General features: G+C 67.3%; 18 protein-coding genes and 1 pseudogene. 11 read left to right on the forward strand and 8 right to left on the reverse strand.

Annotated features, from left to right (window positions below):
* Nucleotides 1-602: 602 nt before the first annotated feature.
* Nucleotides 603-1,346, reverse strand: a complete 744-nt coding sequence (locus WT97_RS12725) for a DUF695 domain-containing protein (protein WP_059498996.1) — start codon at nucleotides 1,344-1,346, stop codon at nucleotides 603-605.
* 183 nt (nucleotides 1,347-1,529) lie between these two features.
* Between WT97_RS12725 and WT97_RS12730 the strand changes: the two genes are divergently transcribed.
* The 4 genes and pseudogenes from WT97_RS12730 (at nucleotide 1,530) to WT97_RS12740 (ending at nucleotide 3,394) form a co-directional block, all read left to right on the forward strand.
* On the forward strand, nucleotides 1,530-1,838 hold the full coding sequence (locus WT97_RS12730) for a hypothetical protein (protein WP_059499096.1): 309 nt from the start codon (nucleotides 1,530-1,532) through the stop codon (nucleotides 1,836-1,838).
* A gap of 41 nt (nucleotides 1,839-1,879) precedes the next feature.
* A complete protein-coding gene (locus tag WT97_RS35110; protein ID WP_082751383.1) occupies nucleotides 1,880-2,128 on the forward strand; it encodes a hypothetical protein in 249 nt (82 codons plus the stop codon).
* A gap of 103 nt (nucleotides 2,129-2,231) precedes the next feature.
* A pseudogene (locus WT97_RS12735) lies at nucleotides 2,232-2,760 on the forward strand (aspartyl-tRNA synthetase).
* A gap of 160 nt (nucleotides 2,761-2,920) precedes the next feature.
* Nucleotides 2,921-3,394: a VOC family protein gene (locus WT97_RS12740; protein ID WP_059498995.1), complete on the forward strand. Its 474-nt coding sequence runs from the start codon at nucleotides 2,921-2,923 to the stop codon at nucleotides 3,392-3,394.
* Here the strand turns inward: WT97_RS12740 and WT97_RS35180 are convergent.
* Nucleotides 3,369-3,980: a diguanylate cyclase domain-containing protein gene (locus WT97_RS35180; protein WP_373558477.1), complete on the reverse strand. Its 612-nt coding sequence runs from the start codon at nucleotides 3,978-3,980 to the stop codon at nucleotides 3,369-3,371. The two genes, WT97_RS12740 and WT97_RS35180, sit on opposite strands and share 26 nt — an antisense overlap.
* A gap of 6 nt (nucleotides 3,981-3,986) precedes the next feature.
* On the opposite strand from WT97_RS35180, the gene WT97_RS12745 reads away from it, so the two are divergent.
* On the forward strand, nucleotides 3,987-4,214 hold the full coding sequence (locus tag WT97_RS12745) for a hypothetical protein (RefSeq protein ID WP_060353558.1): 228 nt from the start codon (nucleotides 3,987-3,989) through the stop codon (nucleotides 4,212-4,214).
* A gap of 150 nt (nucleotides 4,215-4,364) precedes the next feature.
* On the opposite strand, the gene WT97_RS12750 is transcribed toward WT97_RS12745, so the two are convergent.
* Both WT97_RS12750 and WT97_RS12755 read right to left on the reverse strand, forming a co-directional pair.
* Nucleotides 4,365-4,988 (reverse strand): phospholipase D family protein, encoded by a 624-nt coding sequence (locus WT97_RS12750; protein ID WP_027784365.1) that lies wholly within the window; start codon nucleotides 4,986-4,988, stop codon nucleotides 4,365-4,367.
* Between the two features lie 335 nt (nucleotides 4,989-5,323).
* The gene (locus tag WT97_RS12755; RefSeq protein ID WP_060353559.1) at nucleotides 5,324-5,812 is read right to left on the reverse strand and encodes a helix-turn-helix domain-containing protein; all 489 of its coding nucleotides are present in this window, start codon (nucleotides 5,810-5,812) and stop codon (nucleotides 5,324-5,326) included.
* A 187-nt stretch (nucleotides 5,813-5,999) separates the two neighbouring features.
* Here WT97_RS12755 and WT97_RS12760 point away from each other — a divergent pair, with 187 nt between their 5' ends.
* Together WT97_RS12760 and WT97_RS12765 are read left to right on the forward strand one after the other, a co-directional pair.
* On the forward strand, nucleotides 6,000-6,437 hold the full coding sequence (locus WT97_RS12760) for a PaaI family thioesterase (protein ID WP_059498991.1): 438 nt from the start codon (nucleotides 6,000-6,002) through the stop codon (nucleotides 6,435-6,437).
* A 149-nt stretch (nucleotides 6,438-6,586) separates the two neighbouring features.
* Nucleotides 6,587-7,639 (forward strand): NADP(H)-dependent aldo-keto reductase, encoded by a 1,053-nt coding sequence (locus WT97_RS12765; protein ID WP_060353560.1) that lies wholly within the window; start codon nucleotides 6,587-6,589, stop codon nucleotides 7,637-7,639.
* A 77-nt stretch (nucleotides 7,640-7,716) separates the two neighbouring features.
* Here WT97_RS12765 and WT97_RS12770 read toward each other — a convergent pair whose 3' ends face one another.
* Both WT97_RS12770 and WT97_RS12775 read right to left on the reverse strand, forming a co-directional pair.
* Nucleotides 7,717-9,003, reverse strand: coding sequence for an MFS transporter (locus tag WT97_RS12770; protein ID WP_060353561.1), 1,287 nt, complete (start codon nucleotides 9,001-9,003; stop codon nucleotides 7,717-7,719).
* A gap of 34 nt (nucleotides 9,004-9,037) precedes the next feature.
* Entirely contained in the window at nucleotides 9,038-10,459 is a 1,422-nt protein-coding gene (locus tag WT97_RS12775; protein WP_060353562.1) for a M20 family metallopeptidase, read from the reverse strand.
* Nucleotides 10,460-10,621: 162 nt separating this feature from the next.
* On the opposite strand from WT97_RS12775, the gene WT97_RS12780 reads away from it, so the two are divergent.
* The 4 genes from WT97_RS12780 (at nucleotide 10,622) to WT97_RS12795 (ending at nucleotide 14,349) form a co-directional block, all read left to right on the forward strand.
* Nucleotides 10,622-11,575: a LysR substrate-binding domain-containing protein gene (locus tag WT97_RS12780; RefSeq protein WP_059498987.1), complete on the forward strand. Its 954-nt coding sequence runs from the start codon at nucleotides 10,622-10,624 to the stop codon at nucleotides 11,573-11,575.
* A gap of 64 nt (nucleotides 11,576-11,639) precedes the next feature.
* Nucleotides 11,640-12,770, forward strand: coding sequence for a tRNA 2-selenouridine(34) synthase MnmH (gene mnmH / locus WT97_RS12785; protein WP_059789818.1), 1,131 nt, complete (start codon nucleotides 11,640-11,642; stop codon nucleotides 12,768-12,770).
* Nucleotides 12,767-13,825, forward strand: coding sequence for a permease (locus WT97_RS12790; RefSeq protein ID WP_060035592.1), 1,059 nt, complete (start codon nucleotides 12,767-12,769; stop codon nucleotides 13,823-13,825). The genes mnmH and WT97_RS12790 overlap by 4 nt, the downstream gene beginning before the upstream one ends.
* Before the next feature lie 101 nt (nucleotides 13,826-13,926).
* Nucleotides 13,927-14,349: a hypothetical protein gene (locus WT97_RS12795; protein ID WP_034207242.1), complete on the forward strand. Its 423-nt coding sequence runs from the start codon at nucleotides 13,927-13,929 to the stop codon at nucleotides 14,347-14,349.
* Between the two features lie 37 nt (nucleotides 14,350-14,386).
* Here WT97_RS12795 and WT97_RS12800 read toward each other — a convergent pair whose 3' ends face one another.
* Entirely contained in the window at nucleotides 14,387-15,220 is an 834-nt protein-coding gene (locus WT97_RS12800) for an ABC transporter permease (protein ID WP_059498984.1), read from the reverse strand.
* Between the two features lie 6 nt (nucleotides 15,221-15,226).
* Nucleotides 15,227-16,141, reverse strand: a complete 915-nt coding sequence (gene nodI / locus WT97_RS12805; protein ID WP_059789820.1) for a nodulation factor ABC transporter ATP-binding protein NodI — start codon at nucleotides 16,139-16,141, stop codon at nucleotides 15,227-15,229.
* Between the last annotated feature and the right edge of the window lie 398 nt (nucleotides 16,142-16,539).

Here is a 16,539-nt window from a genome sequence, read left to right on the forward strand (position 1 = left end):
CGAAAAAATAGAATAATCCTGCTTTGACAATACTTGTGATTTACCGGAAGCTGCGCCTTTGGGCCTGAAAAAGCGGCTTGATTAAAAAATAAAACGCCGGGATGAAAAGACGAACGCCGTCTCCCGGCTTTTCGTCAACGAGGCCGGCAAGCAATGCGTCGTGCTTGAATCGTGACGGTATTCGCCGGCACGCGAGCATGCCGGTTGCCGTCACGTTGTCACTAAAGGGTGAGTTGCCGCACAGACCGCCGCGCGACTCGAGATCACAATTTGACCGGTTGACCGTTCTTCCCCGGCCCGGTCAACCATTTCCCCGCTCGCTCGCGCAGGAGCGGGGGCTTTTTGCCCCCCGACGCCGGAAAATTGCGTCGGCGGAACCGGACAGGCGTTCGGCGGACTGCGCGACGGCACGCGTTCGCACTCCCACATCCGTTCGCCCGATCCGTTCGAATTGCTTTCCTCGTGCCTGAGCGAACCCTCAGGCCCATCGCCGGTTTTTGCCGGCGATGCCTTGATCCCGGCAGCGCGCAACAACGCTGCCGGGATGTTTTTTGCGTCGCATGCGTGACGTCGCATCACGCGCCGCGGGCATCGCGCGCCGCTCAGCCGGCCTGTTCGACGCTGGTTTCCCATCCATCGTAATTGCCGCCGAGTGCGCGTACTTCGCGATTGAGCACGATCGTATGGCGCGTGATATCGGCGAGGGCCATCGTGCCTTCGTGCGAAAACCGCACCGCCGACTTGCCGTCTTCGGTCGGCGCGACCGATTCGACCGGATAGCCTTTCGCTTCGGCCCAGTCCGCGAACTGGTGTGCGTCGCTCGGGTCGGGGAAGTACGCCCAGTGCATCACGCGCCGGCTCACGTCGGCGACGTCGCCTTGCTGCCGCAGCGCCTCCAGCGTGCGCATGTCGCGCATGATCTGCCAGTCGTCCTCGGTCGGGTAGAGCGTCTGCCAGTATGTCGTCTTGTCCGGGTCGTCCTGATGGGCGTACTGAAGCGCATAGGTCGTCCGGTCGGCCAGCGAGTCGACGATCTCGGCGGCCGCCTCTTCGTCGAACGGCACGTAGAAAAGAAAATCCCGGTTGCCGTCGACGGTGATGCGGCCGACTTGCACGCCGTCTTTCGCGGTGATCGCGGCGTCGAGCAGATCCTCGATCTTGGCGAGATCGGCGAATTCGTCGCCGGTCGGCAGACCGTCGGGCGACGGATGCGCGAAGGGAACGCGCACGCTGAGCACCGACGTGCGCGGATCGCCATCCGCGATTTCCGCAAAGCCGTGGTTGAAGCTGATGAAAGCCTGATGGTCGCCCATTCTGGCAGGGAAGGTTCCCCAGGCGTCGCTCATGTGTTTCTCCCGTACACGATCGTCTGTTGACGGTTGCAAAGCGTCCCAATGTATCATCGAAAATCGCGTTGACCGGAGCCGCGCACGTGATCGCGGACCGTGCGCGCCGCGCGGGCAAGGTCCGGGCCGTTCGCAGCCCGCCGCATGCATGCGGCGGGCCGCAAAAACTCAAAGGAGATGCCGATGTCGACGTTTGCGGTGAATGGTGTCCGAATCGATCCGCTCAGCGCGCGCGTGACGCACGTGCGCTGGGCGGCCGTGAACCCGGTCGATCGCTCGTGGGCGGCGGCGCCCAGCGAGGCCCCGGTGGCGGACGTGGCGCGCGCACTCGCGTCCGGCAACGATGTCCGCGCGATCTTCTCGGCATCGGACACCACTGCGATCGGGCCTAGGCTGAAGCGCGTGCTGTATCGCGATGCGTCCGAAGGCATCGAGCTCGACATCGATGCAACCAGCGAGTCGCGCACGTTGCGCGATCTGCCGCAAATCTGACTGCAAGCCGGCCCCCAAAACGAATCCGCGCGAACGCGTCCATGACCATGCCCAGATCCGCCATCGCTTCGCTGGCATTCGCGCTTTGTTCGGCGCTTGCCGCTTGTCAGACCGCGTCCGGGCCGTCGCCCGTGCAACCGTCACCCGAGACCGCATCGGCGACCGTCCCCGCGTCTTCACCGCCGGCCGCGCCGATCCGCGGCATGGGCCTCGCGCCTCATCTGGCGGGGCAGAGTCACTGGGCCATCGGTCAATGCACGACGAACGGCACGGTCAAGGTATGTAATTGACCGACGTCGGCGCAATGGCGCGTAATTCGCGCGAGCGGGATCGGAAAGCCGGCATGTCGCCCGCGTCGATGGCCCGGCGGCCGTCGACACGGGCCAGCGTGCAATGAACAGACGCGAAACGACGGATTCCGGCTGGCATGTCGATCCCGTCGCGGAAATGGTAACCGGCCCGTTGCCGGTCGCGCTGGCAGTCGGCGGCCGAAGGCTGAAAGGTCGTGTGCGCGGGGCTGGCTTCGGCGAGCCGGTGCGGTTATGCGGCCGCCCCGACGCTCTGGCCGGTGGGGGTTGCTGGGCGACTGCTGGGGCTGTCCAGCGCCGCGTTGTTCGTCTCGTCGCGGCGCCAGATGGCGCTGCAGGTCGACGAGACGGGCTTCCGGCTGATCGGTTCCGCCCGCGAAAAACCTGTCACGCCGTGGCGTGACGTCACGGAATTCCGGATCGTCCGCGTCGCCGGTAATCGTTACATCGTCTACCCGTTTTCCGTACATTCATCGCGCACGAAGGTGCCGGATGGCGTGATGTTGCCGATCGGCCGGTTTGTCGATCTTTCGCTCGACGCGGTGGCCGCGTCGCTGCAGGCCTGCCGCCGTCAATTCGGCCAAACCGACGAGCAGGCCGCCCGAACCCGCTGACGAGGCCCTGGGTGTCCTGTGCACCGGTGGCTCGGCCAAACAAAAAAATCCCGCATGTCGTGTCGATTTCCGCGGGAGTCGTCCGTCGTAGCATCGGAGGCGTGCGCATCGCGCGTCCGTCCCGATTTTCGATACGACAACCGACTGAAGGAGCGACACCATGTCCACGTCCGTCAAGCCGATCCCGGAAGGGATGCGCACGCTGACCCCTCATCTGATCTGTGCGGGCGCGACCGCAGCCATCGACTTCTACAAGCGCGCATTCGATGCGACCGAACAGTTTCGCCTCGCGATGCCCGACGGCCGGCTCGCGCATGCGTGCCTTGCGATCGGCGATTCGACGCTGATGCTGGTGGATGAAATGCCCGAGCACGGTGCGCTCGGCCCGAAGGCGCTGAAAGGCACGCCCGTCTGTCTGCATCTGTACGTGCCGGACACGGATGCCGCGATCGCGAAGGCGGTCGAGGCCGGCGCGACGATCACGATTCCCGCCGCCGACATGTTCTGGGGCGATCGTTACGGGCAGGTCGAGGATCCGTTCGGGCATCGCTGGTCGCTGGCGACGCATCAGCGCGACCTGACGCCCGAGCAGATCGCGGACGCAATGGCTAGTGCGCCGCCTTGCGGAAGCTGAACCGACGTCCCTGCACGACCGCGGCCGAGCGGCAGCGCGGCGGCTTGGGTTGCGCGCTGCCGCGCCGGCGCGGCTCGTCCGCGGTCATGCGCCGGTCGTCTTGCCGCGCTGCTTGTGTTCGTCCATCCGGCGATCGGCCGATGCGAGCAGGTCGGCGACGGTGCAATGGCGTGCGGGATCGTACGCAACGTGCGCGACGCTGAAACGGATCGCGTAGCCGCGTGCGTCGGCTGCATTGCGCTGAGCGAGCGTCTGCGTCGCGCGTTCGACGGGCTCGGCGACGTCGGCGGATCGGTGCGCTCAACAGCACGACGAACTCGTCGCCGCCGAGCCGCGCGACGACGTCGCTGTCGCGCAGCGCGTCCGCCAACGTTTCCGAACACGTATCCCGCATTCCTCGATGCATCGCCACGCTGCACGTCTCGCGGCTGCGGTGATCGGCTCCGTGAGGGGCGGCGAAGATGCTGTGAGAAGCGGGTGTCATCGGCTCGTGTTTCGTTCCGATGCGGCGTCGCACGGGCGATACCTCAAGGTGCGCGTCGCGATGCCGTAAACAGGGCAAGTCCAATCGTTCATCGCATCCCATCGCACCATGGTTCGAATTCTGTACGCGGGCTATCTCGCGTTTGCGCTGTATCTCCTTTACCCACTGGTGCAGAACACGCTGATGTTCAGCACCGATTGCGTGCGCGGCGTGCTGCCGATGGGCGATCGCGGCTTGTCGGCGAATCCGGCAAGCGATGCGGACGGGCACGCGAACCGCTGCGTGTCGGGCGCGCATGCCGGCGCAGTGATCGGGCGGGTGCCCGAAATCCATTGAACGTGGCGGCGTCGCCCGTGATGGGCGCTTCGCGAGCCGGCATGCTGGCCATTTGGCTGAATTGAGCATCGCGCCATGCTCGCCGATCATCTGTCACGCGGCGGCAAAAATGCGAGCGGTCGAGCGTCGCGCGAAAGCGCGTGTCGCGCGTCAGTAGCTGGAGCGGTACGGCGTGCCCTGGTCGAAGCGGCTTTGCCAGTGCGTGAGGTAGCGCGACGCGAGTTGCGGATTGTTCCAGACCACGACGACGTTCTCGGAATTGCGGCTGGCGGCCGACGCACTGTAGTTGAACGAACCCGTTTCGACGTGCTCCGCGTCGATCACGAGGTACTTGTCGTGATGGATCGCATAGGCGTCGATCGTGCGCGTCGGGATGCCCGCGTTGACGAGCAGGTTCAGTGCCTGCTTGCTGCTCTTCGCGCGATTGCCCTTGTCGTCGACGACCACCGCGACATTCACGCCGCGGCGCTTGGCGGCAAGCAGCGCGCGCGCGACGGGCGGCGACGTGAACGAGTAGGCGGCGACCCGGATCGAGCTGCGCGCCGCCCCGATCGCTTTCAGCACGAGCGCTTCGGCGCCGCCATCGGGCGAGAACGCCGATTCGACGACCTGCGTCGCGGGTGCTTCGTGAGTGGGGGCCGGCAACCATCGCGACACGAGATCGATCGCTTGCTGGAGCAGCGATTCGCTTTGCGTCTTGCCGAAGGCGGCGAAGGGGGTGGCGAGCAGGGAAGCGGCGAGACAGGCGGCAGCGAGGCGATTGCGCGACAACATCTTGGACAGCGAATAATTTCGAGACAGCGGGCCGTGAGTGTAACGCACGCGTGGCGGCCCGGTCACGTGCGGATGCGAAGCGAGGGGCCGCACGATGATCGGCAGCGGCGATGAGGGTGACGCAAAGTTGCGTTGTGCAACTCGTGTATGCGCGCGGGGCGGTCAACGGACAGCGGACAGCGCCGGCGATGGCATGCGATTGCATTCGCCGTTGCAGGACCCGCGTGTGCGAGCAATGCGTGCTTCCGGTCGGACTGACTCGGCCCCCATGCGGCCTGTCGCCGAAGCGTGCGTGCAACGGGCGCGTCTGACGGACATCCGCGCGTAGCGCATCGTCAATCCGTGGTTACAGGCGCGCCGGCCTCATCGGGCGCGATCCATCCGGGCCCTGGCTCGGGCTGCACGTCGCGCGCGTCGAGCGGCTCGCCACAGGCCGAGCATACGGTCACCGCGTGCATCAGCTGGCCGCAGGCCCGGTGGCGCAATTGCAGCGGCGGCCCCTGGCCGTCGTCCTTCCAGCGATCGCCCCATGCCATCAGCGCGAGCAGCGCCGGGTAGAGGTCGCGGCCTTTTTCCGTCAGCCGGTATTCGAAGCGCGGCGGGCGTTCGTGATATGCGCGCTTGGCGAGCACGCCTTCGTCGACGAGCCGCGCCAGCCGTTCGGCCAGCACGTGGCGCGTCAGGCCGAGCTGGGCCTGGAATGCATCGAAGCGGCGGCAGCCGAGGAAGGCGTTGCGCAGGATCAGCATGGTCCAGCGGTCGCCGAGCACGGCGAGCGTGCGCGCGACCGAACAGTTCAGCGTGCCGATGTCATCCCATTTCATCGTCGAGTCTCTTGCCTCTTGCGGCGGTCTTGCGGCGGTTCAGCGAAATAGCGGGTTCGATTATAGAACCCGCCTTCGGTTGCAACGGGCGCAGCCGCGTTGACAACGGCCGGCATCGTTGACAATAATGGGTTCCAATTTGGAACTTACTCGCGCGGCGACGCGCTTTCAACCCGGAGACAACCCGATGAATCCGCTTTCCCTGTCTGGCCTCGATCTGCTGCGTGCCGCCGTGTCGGGCGACGTGCCACTTGCGTCGATTTCGGAGACGATCCCGATGCGTCCGCTCGATGTCGAGCTCGGTTACGTGAAGTTTTCGGCGCGGGCGGACGGCCGCCACCTGAATCCACTGGGCGGCGTGCACGGCGGGTTCGCCGCGACGGTGCTCGATTCCGTCACCGGGTGTGCGGTGCATTCGATGCTCGACGCGGGCGTCGGTTACGGCACCGTCGATCTGCACGTGAAGATGCTGCGGCCCGTGCCGCGCGACGTCGACCTGATCGCGGAAGGGCGCGTGATTCACCTGTCGCGTTCGCTGGGCGTCGCGGAGGGCACGCTGAAGACGCCGGACGACAAGATCGTCGCGCATGCGTCGGCGACCTGCTTCATCCAGCGGCCGCAGTGACGGAGGGCGGCCGCACCGTCGTCCGGGCAGCGGGCGCGTGAGCGCGCCGGGCAGCCCAAAAGCCGCTTGTAAGCGTGCGCGGCGCCAGCCTGAAGCAACCGCTTCGATGTGATAGCGTTCCTGCTTTCCACCGACGCGACAGGAACAGCATGGAATACCGCACACTCGGCGATTCGGGCATCGAGGTCAGCCTGATCGGTCTCGGCACGATGACGTGGGGCGAGCAGAATTCGGAGCGCGACGCGCACGAGCAGATCGACTATGCGCTCGGGCAGGGCGTGACGCTGATCGACGCCGCGGAGATGTATCCGGTGCCGCCGAAGCCCGACACCCAGGGCCGCACCGAGCAATACATCGGCACCTGGATCGCGCAGCATCGCGCGCAGCGCGACCGCATCGTGCTCGCGACGAAGATCGCGGGGCCGGCGCGGCAGCCGCACAATCCGCGCCACATTCGCGGCGAGGGCAACCAGTTCGACCGCAAGAACCTGACCGAAGCGCTCGACGGCAGCCTCAAGCGCCTGCAGACCGACTACGTCGATCTCTACCAACTGCATTGGCCCGATCGCAGCACGACCACGTTCGGCCGTCCCGCGTATCCGTGGGTCGACGACGCGTACACGGTGCCGATCGAGGAAACGCTCGGCGTGCTCGCGGAATTCGTGAAGGCCGGCAAGGTGCGCGCGATCGGCGTGTCGAACGAAACGCCGTGGGGTGTCGCGCAGTTCCTGCGCGCGGCCGAGCGGCTCGGGCTGCCGCGCATCGCGAGCATCCAGAATCCGTACAGCCTGCTGAACCGCACGTTCGAAAACGGGCTGTCGGAATTCACGCATCGCGACGGCGTCGGCCTGCTCGCGTATTCGCCGCTCGCGTTCGGCTGGCTGTCCGGCAAGTACGAGAACGGCGCGCGTCCGGCCGGCGCGCGCATCACGCTGTTCGAGCGCTTCCAGCGCTACAGCAAGCCGCAGGCCATCGAGGCGACGTCGCGTTACGTCGCGCTCGCGCGGCGTCACGGGCTGTCGCCCGCGCAACTGGCGCTCGCGTTCGTCAACAGCCGCCCGTTCGTGCGCAGCAATCTGGTCGGCGCGACGTCGCTCGAGCAGTTGAAGGAGAACATCGGCAGCATCGACGTAACGCTGTCCGACGAGATCCTCGCCGAGATCGACGCATTGCACGAACGGCAGCCGAATCCGGCGCCGTAAACGGCGCGCGGCCCGCGCGGCAGCGATGCCACGACGGGCCGTGTCGGCGGCGCATGGCTGCGCCGTCGTGTCCCGCGTCAACGCATCTTCAGCCGCGTGCGTGCGACGAACAGCGCGGCGAGGCTCAGCAGCGCGCACCCGATCAGATAGAGCGCCGGCGACAGCCGGTTGCCGGTCGCGCCGATCAGCCAGGTGATGACGAACGGCGCGAAGCCGCCGAACAGCGTGACACCGGTGTTGTAGCTGGCCGCGAGCCCGGTGGCGCGTGTCTGCGACGGGAACAGTTCGGCCATCAGCGCCGGCAGCGCGCCGCAATACATCGCCTTCAGCGCGCCGATCCAGACCAGTGCGGCGAGCATCGTCGCGAACGACGCGTGGCGTGTGAGCCATGCGAACGTCGGCCACACGGTCACGAGCATCAGCACGGCGGCGACCGCCATCATGCGGATCCGCCCGGTGCGGTCGGACAGATGGCCGACGACCGGCGTGACGAGCGTCAGCACGAAGCCGGTCGCGAGCGTCGCCGCAAATCCCGTCGAGGCCGGCAGCCCGAGCTGCTTGATCGCGTAGGTCGGCATGTACAGGATCATGTAGTTGATCGCGGTCGAGATCACGAGCGCGCCGATCGACAGCAGCAGCCGCAACTTCTGGGCCGCGAACAGCTCACGCACCGGCGCGTCGGAGCGCGCCTGCGTCTTGAATTCGACGCCTTCGTCGACGTAGCGGCGAATGTACAGCCCGACCGGACCGATCGCGAGCCCGAACAGGAACGGCACGCGCCAGCCCCAGCTTTCGAGTTGCGCGGAAGTCAGCGTGGCCGTCAGCAGCGCGCCGAAGCCCGACGCGAGCAACGTCGCGAGGCCCTGGCTCGCGAACTGCCAGCTCGACATGAAACCGCGCCGCTGCGGCGCATGCTCGACGAGAAACGCGGTCGAACTCGCGAATTCGCCGCCCGCTGAAAAGCCCTGCATCAGCCGTGACAGCATGATCCCGAGCGGCGCGAGAATGCCGATCGACGCGTAGGTCGGCATCAGCGCGATCAGCAGCGTGCCGGCCATCATCATCGCGATCGACAGCAGCAGCGACGCCTTGCGGCCCGCGCGGTCCGCGTACGCGCCGAGCACGAAGCCGCCGATCGGCCGGATCAGGTAGGACAGCCCGAACGTGCCGAGCGTCAGCATCAGCGACGTCGCTTCGCTCGTGGCGGGGAAGAACAGCTTGGCGATCGTGACCGCGAAGAAGCCGTAGACGATCAGGTCGAACCATTCGAGCGCGTTGCCGATCGACGCCGCGAAGATGATGCGGCGGATCGTCGCGGCGCTGGGGTGCGCGGCGTCCTGCGAGGTCAGGGTGGTCGTATTCATCGTGTGTGCAGTCCCGTGAAAGGGGCGAAGCGCGTTACAGGGCGGCGCCGGCCGCGGCGGCTGCCGCGCGGCGAACGGGCGGCGCGTCGTCGCCGAGATCCCAGAAGAGGCCGGCCATCATCTGCAGCCCCTCGCTGACGACGCTCGCGAGCAGATGCTCGTCGGGCGCGTGCTGCGAGCACGCCGGGTACGAGTGCGGCACCCACAGCGTCGGCAGCCCGAGCGTGTCGGCAAACACCTCGTTCGGCAGCGTGCCGCCGAGATTCGGCAGGATCGCGGGCTTCTTGCCGGTGGTGCGCGCGAGCGACGCGACGGCCCAGCGGACCCACGGATCGTCCGGTGGCACGCGCGTCGCCGGTGCGCCGCGTTCGACGTCGATCTCGATGTCGGCGAAGCCGTGCGTATCGAGATGCGCGCGCAGATGCGCATGCAGCGCTTCCCAGTCGGTGCCGACGACGAAGCGCAACTGGCAGTGTGCATACGCGGCGGGCGGAATCGCGTTGACGGGATGCTCCGGGTTGCCGGCCTTGAACGCGAGAATCTCGAACGTGTTCCAGCCGAATACGCGCTCGGCAGCGGACAGGCCGGGCTCACCCCAGTCGGCGTCGAGCGCCGGGTCGCCGGGGCCGCCGCCGACGGAGAGATCGGCAAGCGCGTCGCGCACGGCAGCCGGGATCGGCGGCGGGCGCAGCCCCGCGACGCGAATCGCGCCGCGCGCGTCGACGAGGCTCGCGAGCGCATGCGCGAGCACGATCGCCGGATTGCGCAGCAGTCCGCCCCAGTTGCCGGAGTGATGTGCGCCGTCGCGGGCGTGCAGGCTCAGCTTGAAGTTGACCGCGCCGCGCGAGCCGAGAAATACCGTCGGGCGCGCGGCGGCGATGCGCGGGCCGTCGGACGCGATCAGCACGTCGGCCGCGAGCGCGTCGCGTTCCCGGCGGCACAGCGCGTCGAGGCCCGGCGACCCGGTTTCCTCGCCCATCTCGATCAGCAGCTTCGCGTTGAAGCCGAGCCGGCCGCCGCGTGCATCGAGCACGCTCGCCAGCGCGGCCAGGTTGATCGAGTGCTGGCCCTTGTTGTCGGCGCTGCCGCGGCCGTACCAGCGGTCGCCGTCGGCCGTCAGCGTCCACGGCGACAGCGGCGCGCGCCACTGCGCGTCGTAGCCGCGCACGACGTCGCCGTGGCCGTAGATCAGCACGGTCGGCAGCGCGTCGTCTTCGTGGCGCGACGCGAGCAGGAACGGGCCGCCGCCGTCGACGGGGTTGTCGACGATCCGCGACGTGAAGCCGAGGCGGGCGGCCTCGGGCGCGATCTCGTCGGTCAGGTAGGCGCGCAGCGCGGCGCCGCTGCCGCTTTCCTGGCTTTCGGTGCGCAGGCCGACGCGGCGGCTCAGGGTCGTGAAGAATGCACCGGATTCGAACTGGTTCAGTGCGTGCTGGATAGCGGCGGTACGGCTCAAATCGTGTCTCCTTTGATGGTTCGCTACGCGCGGGCCGTGCACGCAACGTGAAGTGCGATCGATTCTAGAAAGCCGGTTTTTTTGTCACAATGATCGAATTTCGAACCTTTCTTTGCCGAAAAGGCAAAGCAGCGCGACCGGATGCGGCGCGGAGACAGAACGATGGCGGCTTTCCTGCATGGTCTGGCGTTGCGATATTTCGTCGAGGTGGCGCGTACCGGCTCGATCAGCGACGCGTCTGCGCGGCTGCACGTGGCCGTGTCGGCGATCAGCCGCCAGATCGCGAAACTGGAGAGCGAGCTCGGCGCGCCGCTGTTCGAGCGGCGGCCGCGCGGGATGGCGCTGTCGGAGGCCGGCGAGCGGCTGCTGGCGTTCGCGCAGCGCAGCCTGCTGGAGGCCGAACACGTGATGAAGGACATCGGCGGGCTCGACGCGCTGCACGGCAGCCTGCTGAAGATCGCGTGCTCGGAGGGGTTCGCGATCGATTTCCTGCCCGGCGTGCTCGCGAGCTTCAAGGCGCGCCACCCGGGCGTCGATTTCACCGTGTGGGTCGTGTCGCCGGCGGACGCGACCCGGCGCGTGCGCGACGGCGATGCGGACATCGCATTGACCTTCAGCCTCGCGCCGGAGAAGGGCGTGCGCGTCGACCACACCGAACGCGCGCCGGTCTTTGCGCTGGTCCGGCACGATCATCCGCTCGCGGCGCGCGACGCGGTGTCGCTCGCCGACGTCGCGCGGCACGCGCACGTGCTGCCCGAGGCCGGCACGACGGTGCGTCAGTTGATCGACATCGCGTGCGCGCTCGACGGGTTGCTGCTCGAGCCCGAACTGACGAGCAACAACACCGCCGCGATGTACGGCTACGCGCGGCGCACGGGCGCGGTGATGTTCACCGGGCTGTTGTCGGTGCGCGATCGCTCCGATGCGGACGGCTTCGTCGTCGTGCCAGTGACGAACCCGCAATTGCGCGAACGCAGCATCCAGGTGCAGACGATGGCGGGGCGCGATCTGCCCGCGTCGGTGCGCGCGTTCCGCGACCACCTGATCGACGCGATGCAGGCCGCCTCGCCGCCGCCGACCGCCGCGCGACGCCCGGGACGCCGGCCCGTGAGATAATCGTCAATCCGCCTTCCGTGCCCATGCGGCTCCCCGAGCCGTATCGCCCCTGTTCGACGCCAAATTGAAGAACCTGATTGTCACCCTCGATCGCGCCGGCGAGTTCGACGAGATCATCGACGTGCGCACGCCGCTCGAGTTCGCCGAGGATCATATTCCCGGCGCGCTGAACGCGCCCGTGCTCAGCAACGAAGAGCGCGTGCTCGTCGGCACGATGTACCGCCAGGTATCGCCGTACGAGGCGACGCGCGTGGGCGCGGCGATCGTCGCGCGCAACATCGCGCGCCATCTCGATACGACGTTCGCCGACCGGCCGCGCAACTGGCGGCCGCTGATCTATTGCTGGCGCGGCGGCAAGCGCTCGGGCTCGATGACGACCTGGTTCAACCTGATCGGCTGGAAGGCGCGCCAGCTCGACGGCGGCTACAAGGCGTACCGCCAGTCGGTGTGCGCGACGCTCGACTCGCTGCCGACGCGCTTTCGCTACATCGCGCTCGTCGGCCATACGGGCTGCGGCAAGACGCGCCTGCTGAACGCGCTGCGCGACGTGGGCGCGCAGACGCTCGATCTCGAAGCGCTCGCATGCCATCGCGGCTCGCTGCTCGGCGCGCTGCCGGGCAAGCCGCAGCCGGCGCAAAAGGGGTTCGATTCGGGGCTCGTCGAGACGCTTGGGCGTTTCGACCCCGAATGGCCGGTGTTCGTCGAGTCGGAAAGCCGCAGGATCGGCCTCGTGCAGTTGCCGATCGCGCTGATCGACGCGTTTCACGCGGGGCCGTGGGTGCAGGTCGAGGCGGCCCACGACGAGCGGATCGCGTTCCTGCTCGACGATTACGCGCATCTGTTCGACGAACCCGATGCGTTCAAGGCGCAGCTTCATCGGCTGATCGGCCTGCACAGCCGCGAAGAAGTGACGCGCTGGAAGGGGCTGATCGATGCCGGCGCGCGGGCCGACTTGTTCGCGGAACTGATCGACAAGCATTACGATCCCGCCTATGCGCGCACTTACCGCGCGACGTACAACAAGCCGAACCGGGCGCTGACGTTCACGTTCCGGCCCAACGCAGCCGACGTGCGCGATCAGGCGCGCAGGCTGCTGGCCGAACTCGCGCGAGCCGGACTGCCCGCATCGGCCGCGCTTGCCGCCGGCGCGACATCCGAAACCGACAAAGACCAATCGACGACCACCGCACGATGACGACCACACGTACCCAACCCACTCCGGCGCTCGGCTGGATGACCTTCCTGCTGATCGCGGTCGCGGGCCTGTTCTATGTGAAATGGTTCCCGTACTACAACAAGGCGTTCGTTGCCGCCGAGCACCATTCGATCGGCCAGTCGATCCTGATGGGCACGTCCGCGGCCGCGCCCGAACCGTCGCTGAAGGCGGCGCTCGACTATGCGTGGGCGTACGGCAAGGCGATCTGGCAGGCGATGGTGCTCGGCCTGCTGCTCGGCTCGGCCGTGCAAGCGCTGTTGCCCGCGCACTGGGTGGCGCGCGTGCTCGGCCGCACGGGATTCGGCAGCGTCGCCGCGGGCGGGCTGCTGTCGCTGCCCGGGATGATGTGCACGTGCTGCGCGGCGCCGGTCGTGGCGGGCTTGCGTGCGCGCCACGCATCGCCGGGCGGCGCGGTCGCGTTCTGGCTCGGCAATACGGTGCTGAACCCGGCGGCGCTGGTGTTCATGGGCTTCGTGCTCGGCTGGCACTGGAGCGCGCTGCGCGTCGTGCTCGGCATCGCGATGGTGTTCGGGATCGGCTATCTGCTGAACCGCATCGCGCGTCCCGAAGACCGCAGCATCGACGATGCGCAGCTCGCCGCGCTGGCGGCCGAGCAGGCCGCAGCCGGCAATCCGTTCGTCCGCTGGATGAAACTGCTCGCACGCATGGCCGTGCGGCTCGTGCCCGAATACATCGTGCTCGTGCTGCTGCTCGGCGCCGCGCGCGCATGGCTGTTCCCGCATATAGGCCCGGACATCGGCAATCATCTCGGCTGGATCGTCGCGTTCGCGGTTGCGGGCATGCTGTTCGTGATCCCGACGGCCGGCGAGGTGCCGATCATCCAGGCGATGCTGTCGCTCGGCATGGGCGTCGGCCCGGCCGCCGCGCTGCTGATGACGCTGCCGCCGATCAGTGTGCCGTCGCTGGCGATGCTCGCGCGTTCGTTCAAGCCCTACATGCTGGCGATCGTCGCGGCGCTCGTCGTCGTGTTCGGGATCGCGAGCGGCTTGCTCGCGATCGCGTTCGGGTTCTGACGCATGCAAACGGCGCGCGCGTCGCGCCCCATCGTCGTATTCATCCGGCGCCGCCGCTTCACGTGTGCGGCGCCTTTTACAAGAAGCAAACAGGAAAACGCATGACCCAACCGAAGATCCATCCTCGACTCGAAAAGGCGCTGACGCGCGGCGATCTCGCGATCCGCCAGGCCAATTCCGCGCGGGCGACTGCCGTGCTGCAGGCACTCGGCACGATGATCATCGAGGCCTCCGCAACGATCGGTGTCGAGGCCAGCATCGACATTCCGCAAGGCGATCGGATTTACGATCCCGTCAACGGCCTGTGGCCGCAGAAGATGCTGGTGTCGTTCGACGGCCCGGTGGACGAAGCCGACAAGGAAGAGCTGCGCACGGTCTATTTGCTGGCCGACGATCCGGGCACGCAGTTTCGCGTCGAATGGCATCGTGCAGACGGCAAGCTCGGCCGCCAGGAAGGCGGCCCGCTTGCGACCGTCGCGTTCCTGACCGACGTCGAAATTCCGTGGAGCGACGACGACGAGTAATGTCGTCGCATGAAGCCGGCGGCCGGTGCGCCGGCCGTCAGCGCATCATCCGCCGCCGGAACAGCCATGCGGACAGCAGGAACCCACCGACCGCGTAGCCGGCGAGCACCGCGACGTGCAACGCGATGTCGGTCGCCGGCCGGCCGAGCATCGCAGGGCGGATCAGCTCGACCGCGTTCGCGAGCGGCAGCGCCTGCGCCGCGTGCTGCGCGAGCGGCGGCAACTGCGCGATCGGGAAGAACACGCCCGACAGCAGCAGCATCGGCGTCAGCACAAGCGTCTGATAGAACATGAAGAAATCGTACGACGGGGCGAGCGCCGTGACGATCATCGCGATGCTGGCAAACGCGAGGCCGGCCAGCGCGATCACGGGCAGCACCGCGAGCATCGACGGAAACTGCGCGTAGCCGAGCCCACCCGCGACGAGCATGATCGCGCCGCCCGACAACATCGCCTTGCTGGCCGCCCAGACGATCTCGCCGAGCACGATGTCGCCGAGTGCGAGCGGCGTATGCATGATCGCTTCCCACGTGCGTTGCACGTGCATCCGCGAGAAACCCGAATACATCGATTCGAAGCTCGCGGACATCATCACGCTCGAGCCGACCGTGCCGGCCGCGAGAAACGCGATGTACGACACGCCGTCGACGTGGCCGAGCATCAGGCCGAGCCCGAAACCCAGCCCGAACAGATAGATCATCGGATCGGCGAGATTGCCGAACATCGACGCGAGCGCGAGCTTGCGCCACACGAGATAGTTGCGCCGCCAGACGGCGATCCAGTTGCTGGCGTTCGCCGGCATCGCTATCGCGAAGCGCGATTCACGCGGCGGGGCCGATGGCGTGGTGGCGGAATAGTGACGGACGTCCATGGTCGATCAATCCTGCATCTCGCGGCCCGTGAGCCGCAGGAACACATCCTCCAGATTGGCCGGGCGATGCAGATAGCGCAGCCCCGTACGGCCCTTGAGTCGTGCGCTGACCGGCTCGGGATCGGTCACATAGCAGAATAGCGTCTCGCCGCTGATCTCGGTGTGCTTCGCGAATGCCGACAACTCGTCGCGCAGCGCGGCCGGATCGGGCCCGTAGATCTCGATCACGTCGCAACCGATCTCCGATTCGATCAGCGCGTGCGGCGCGCCTTCGGCGATCTTGCGGCCTTCCTCGATCACGCACAGCCGATCGCACAGGCGCTCGGCTTCCTCCATGAAATGCGTGGTGATCAGGATCGTCTTGCCGCGTGCGAGCAGCGAGCGCAGCCGCTCCCACATCAGGTGCCGGGCCTGAGGGTCGAGGCCCGTCGTCGGCTCGTCGAGCACCAGCACATCGGGATCGTTGACGAGCGCGCGGGCGAGCGTAAGGCGGCGCTTCATGCCGCCCGACAACTCGCCGACTTTCGCATCGGCCTTGTTCTCGAGCTTCGCGAATTCGAGCAGCGGCGGCACGAGTGCGCGTGCGGCCTGCGCCGACATCCCGAAATAGCGGCTGAACACGAGCAGGTTTTCCCGGACCGTGAAGTCGGGGTCGAGGTTGTCGAACTGCGGGACGACGCCGACCCGCCGGCGTGCGTGTCGCGCACGCGATGGAACCGGTTCGCCGCACAGCGAAATGGCGCCTGCATCGGGATGCGCGAGGCCGAGCAGCATCTTCAGCGTCGTGGTCTTGCCGGCGCCATTCGGCCCGAGCAGGCCATAGCATTCGCCGGCCTTCACGTTGAAGGACAGACCGTCGACGACGAGCTTGTCGCCATAGTGCTTTTCGACGTTGCGGAAATCGATCGGTGCGACGGGCATGGGCGGGTTGTCGTTGTAAGCGGGCGCGTTCCGCTACCGGTGCGTGGCGGGCTGGCGAACGGATCGCGCGAATGCGTGTCACACGGGCATGGTCGAAGCACACGATGCCGGCGCGACGCGGCCCGCTCGAGATGGAACGGGCCATTCTAGTGCATCGGCTGCATCGCTTCAGCGCATGCCTGCACGGTGCGATGCAGGTGCGCACCGATCGTGCACCGCATCATCGCGCACGCGCCGCGCGGGGCGAATCAGCGTTTTCCATCCCTTGCGTCCTGAATTGCGGCGCACCATGATGAATGCGTAGGCTCGTTGTTGCGATAGGGAGAATGAAATGAACGCGTCCCACCCACGCACGTGAGGGTAAAGAGGGGTGGATCCTCACGGGCCAACGGCATCGC

The organism is Burkholderia sp. MSMB1459WGS (assembly GCF_001534535.1).
GTDB lineage: Bacteria > Pseudomonadota > Gammaproteobacteria > Burkholderiales > Burkholderiaceae > Burkholderia.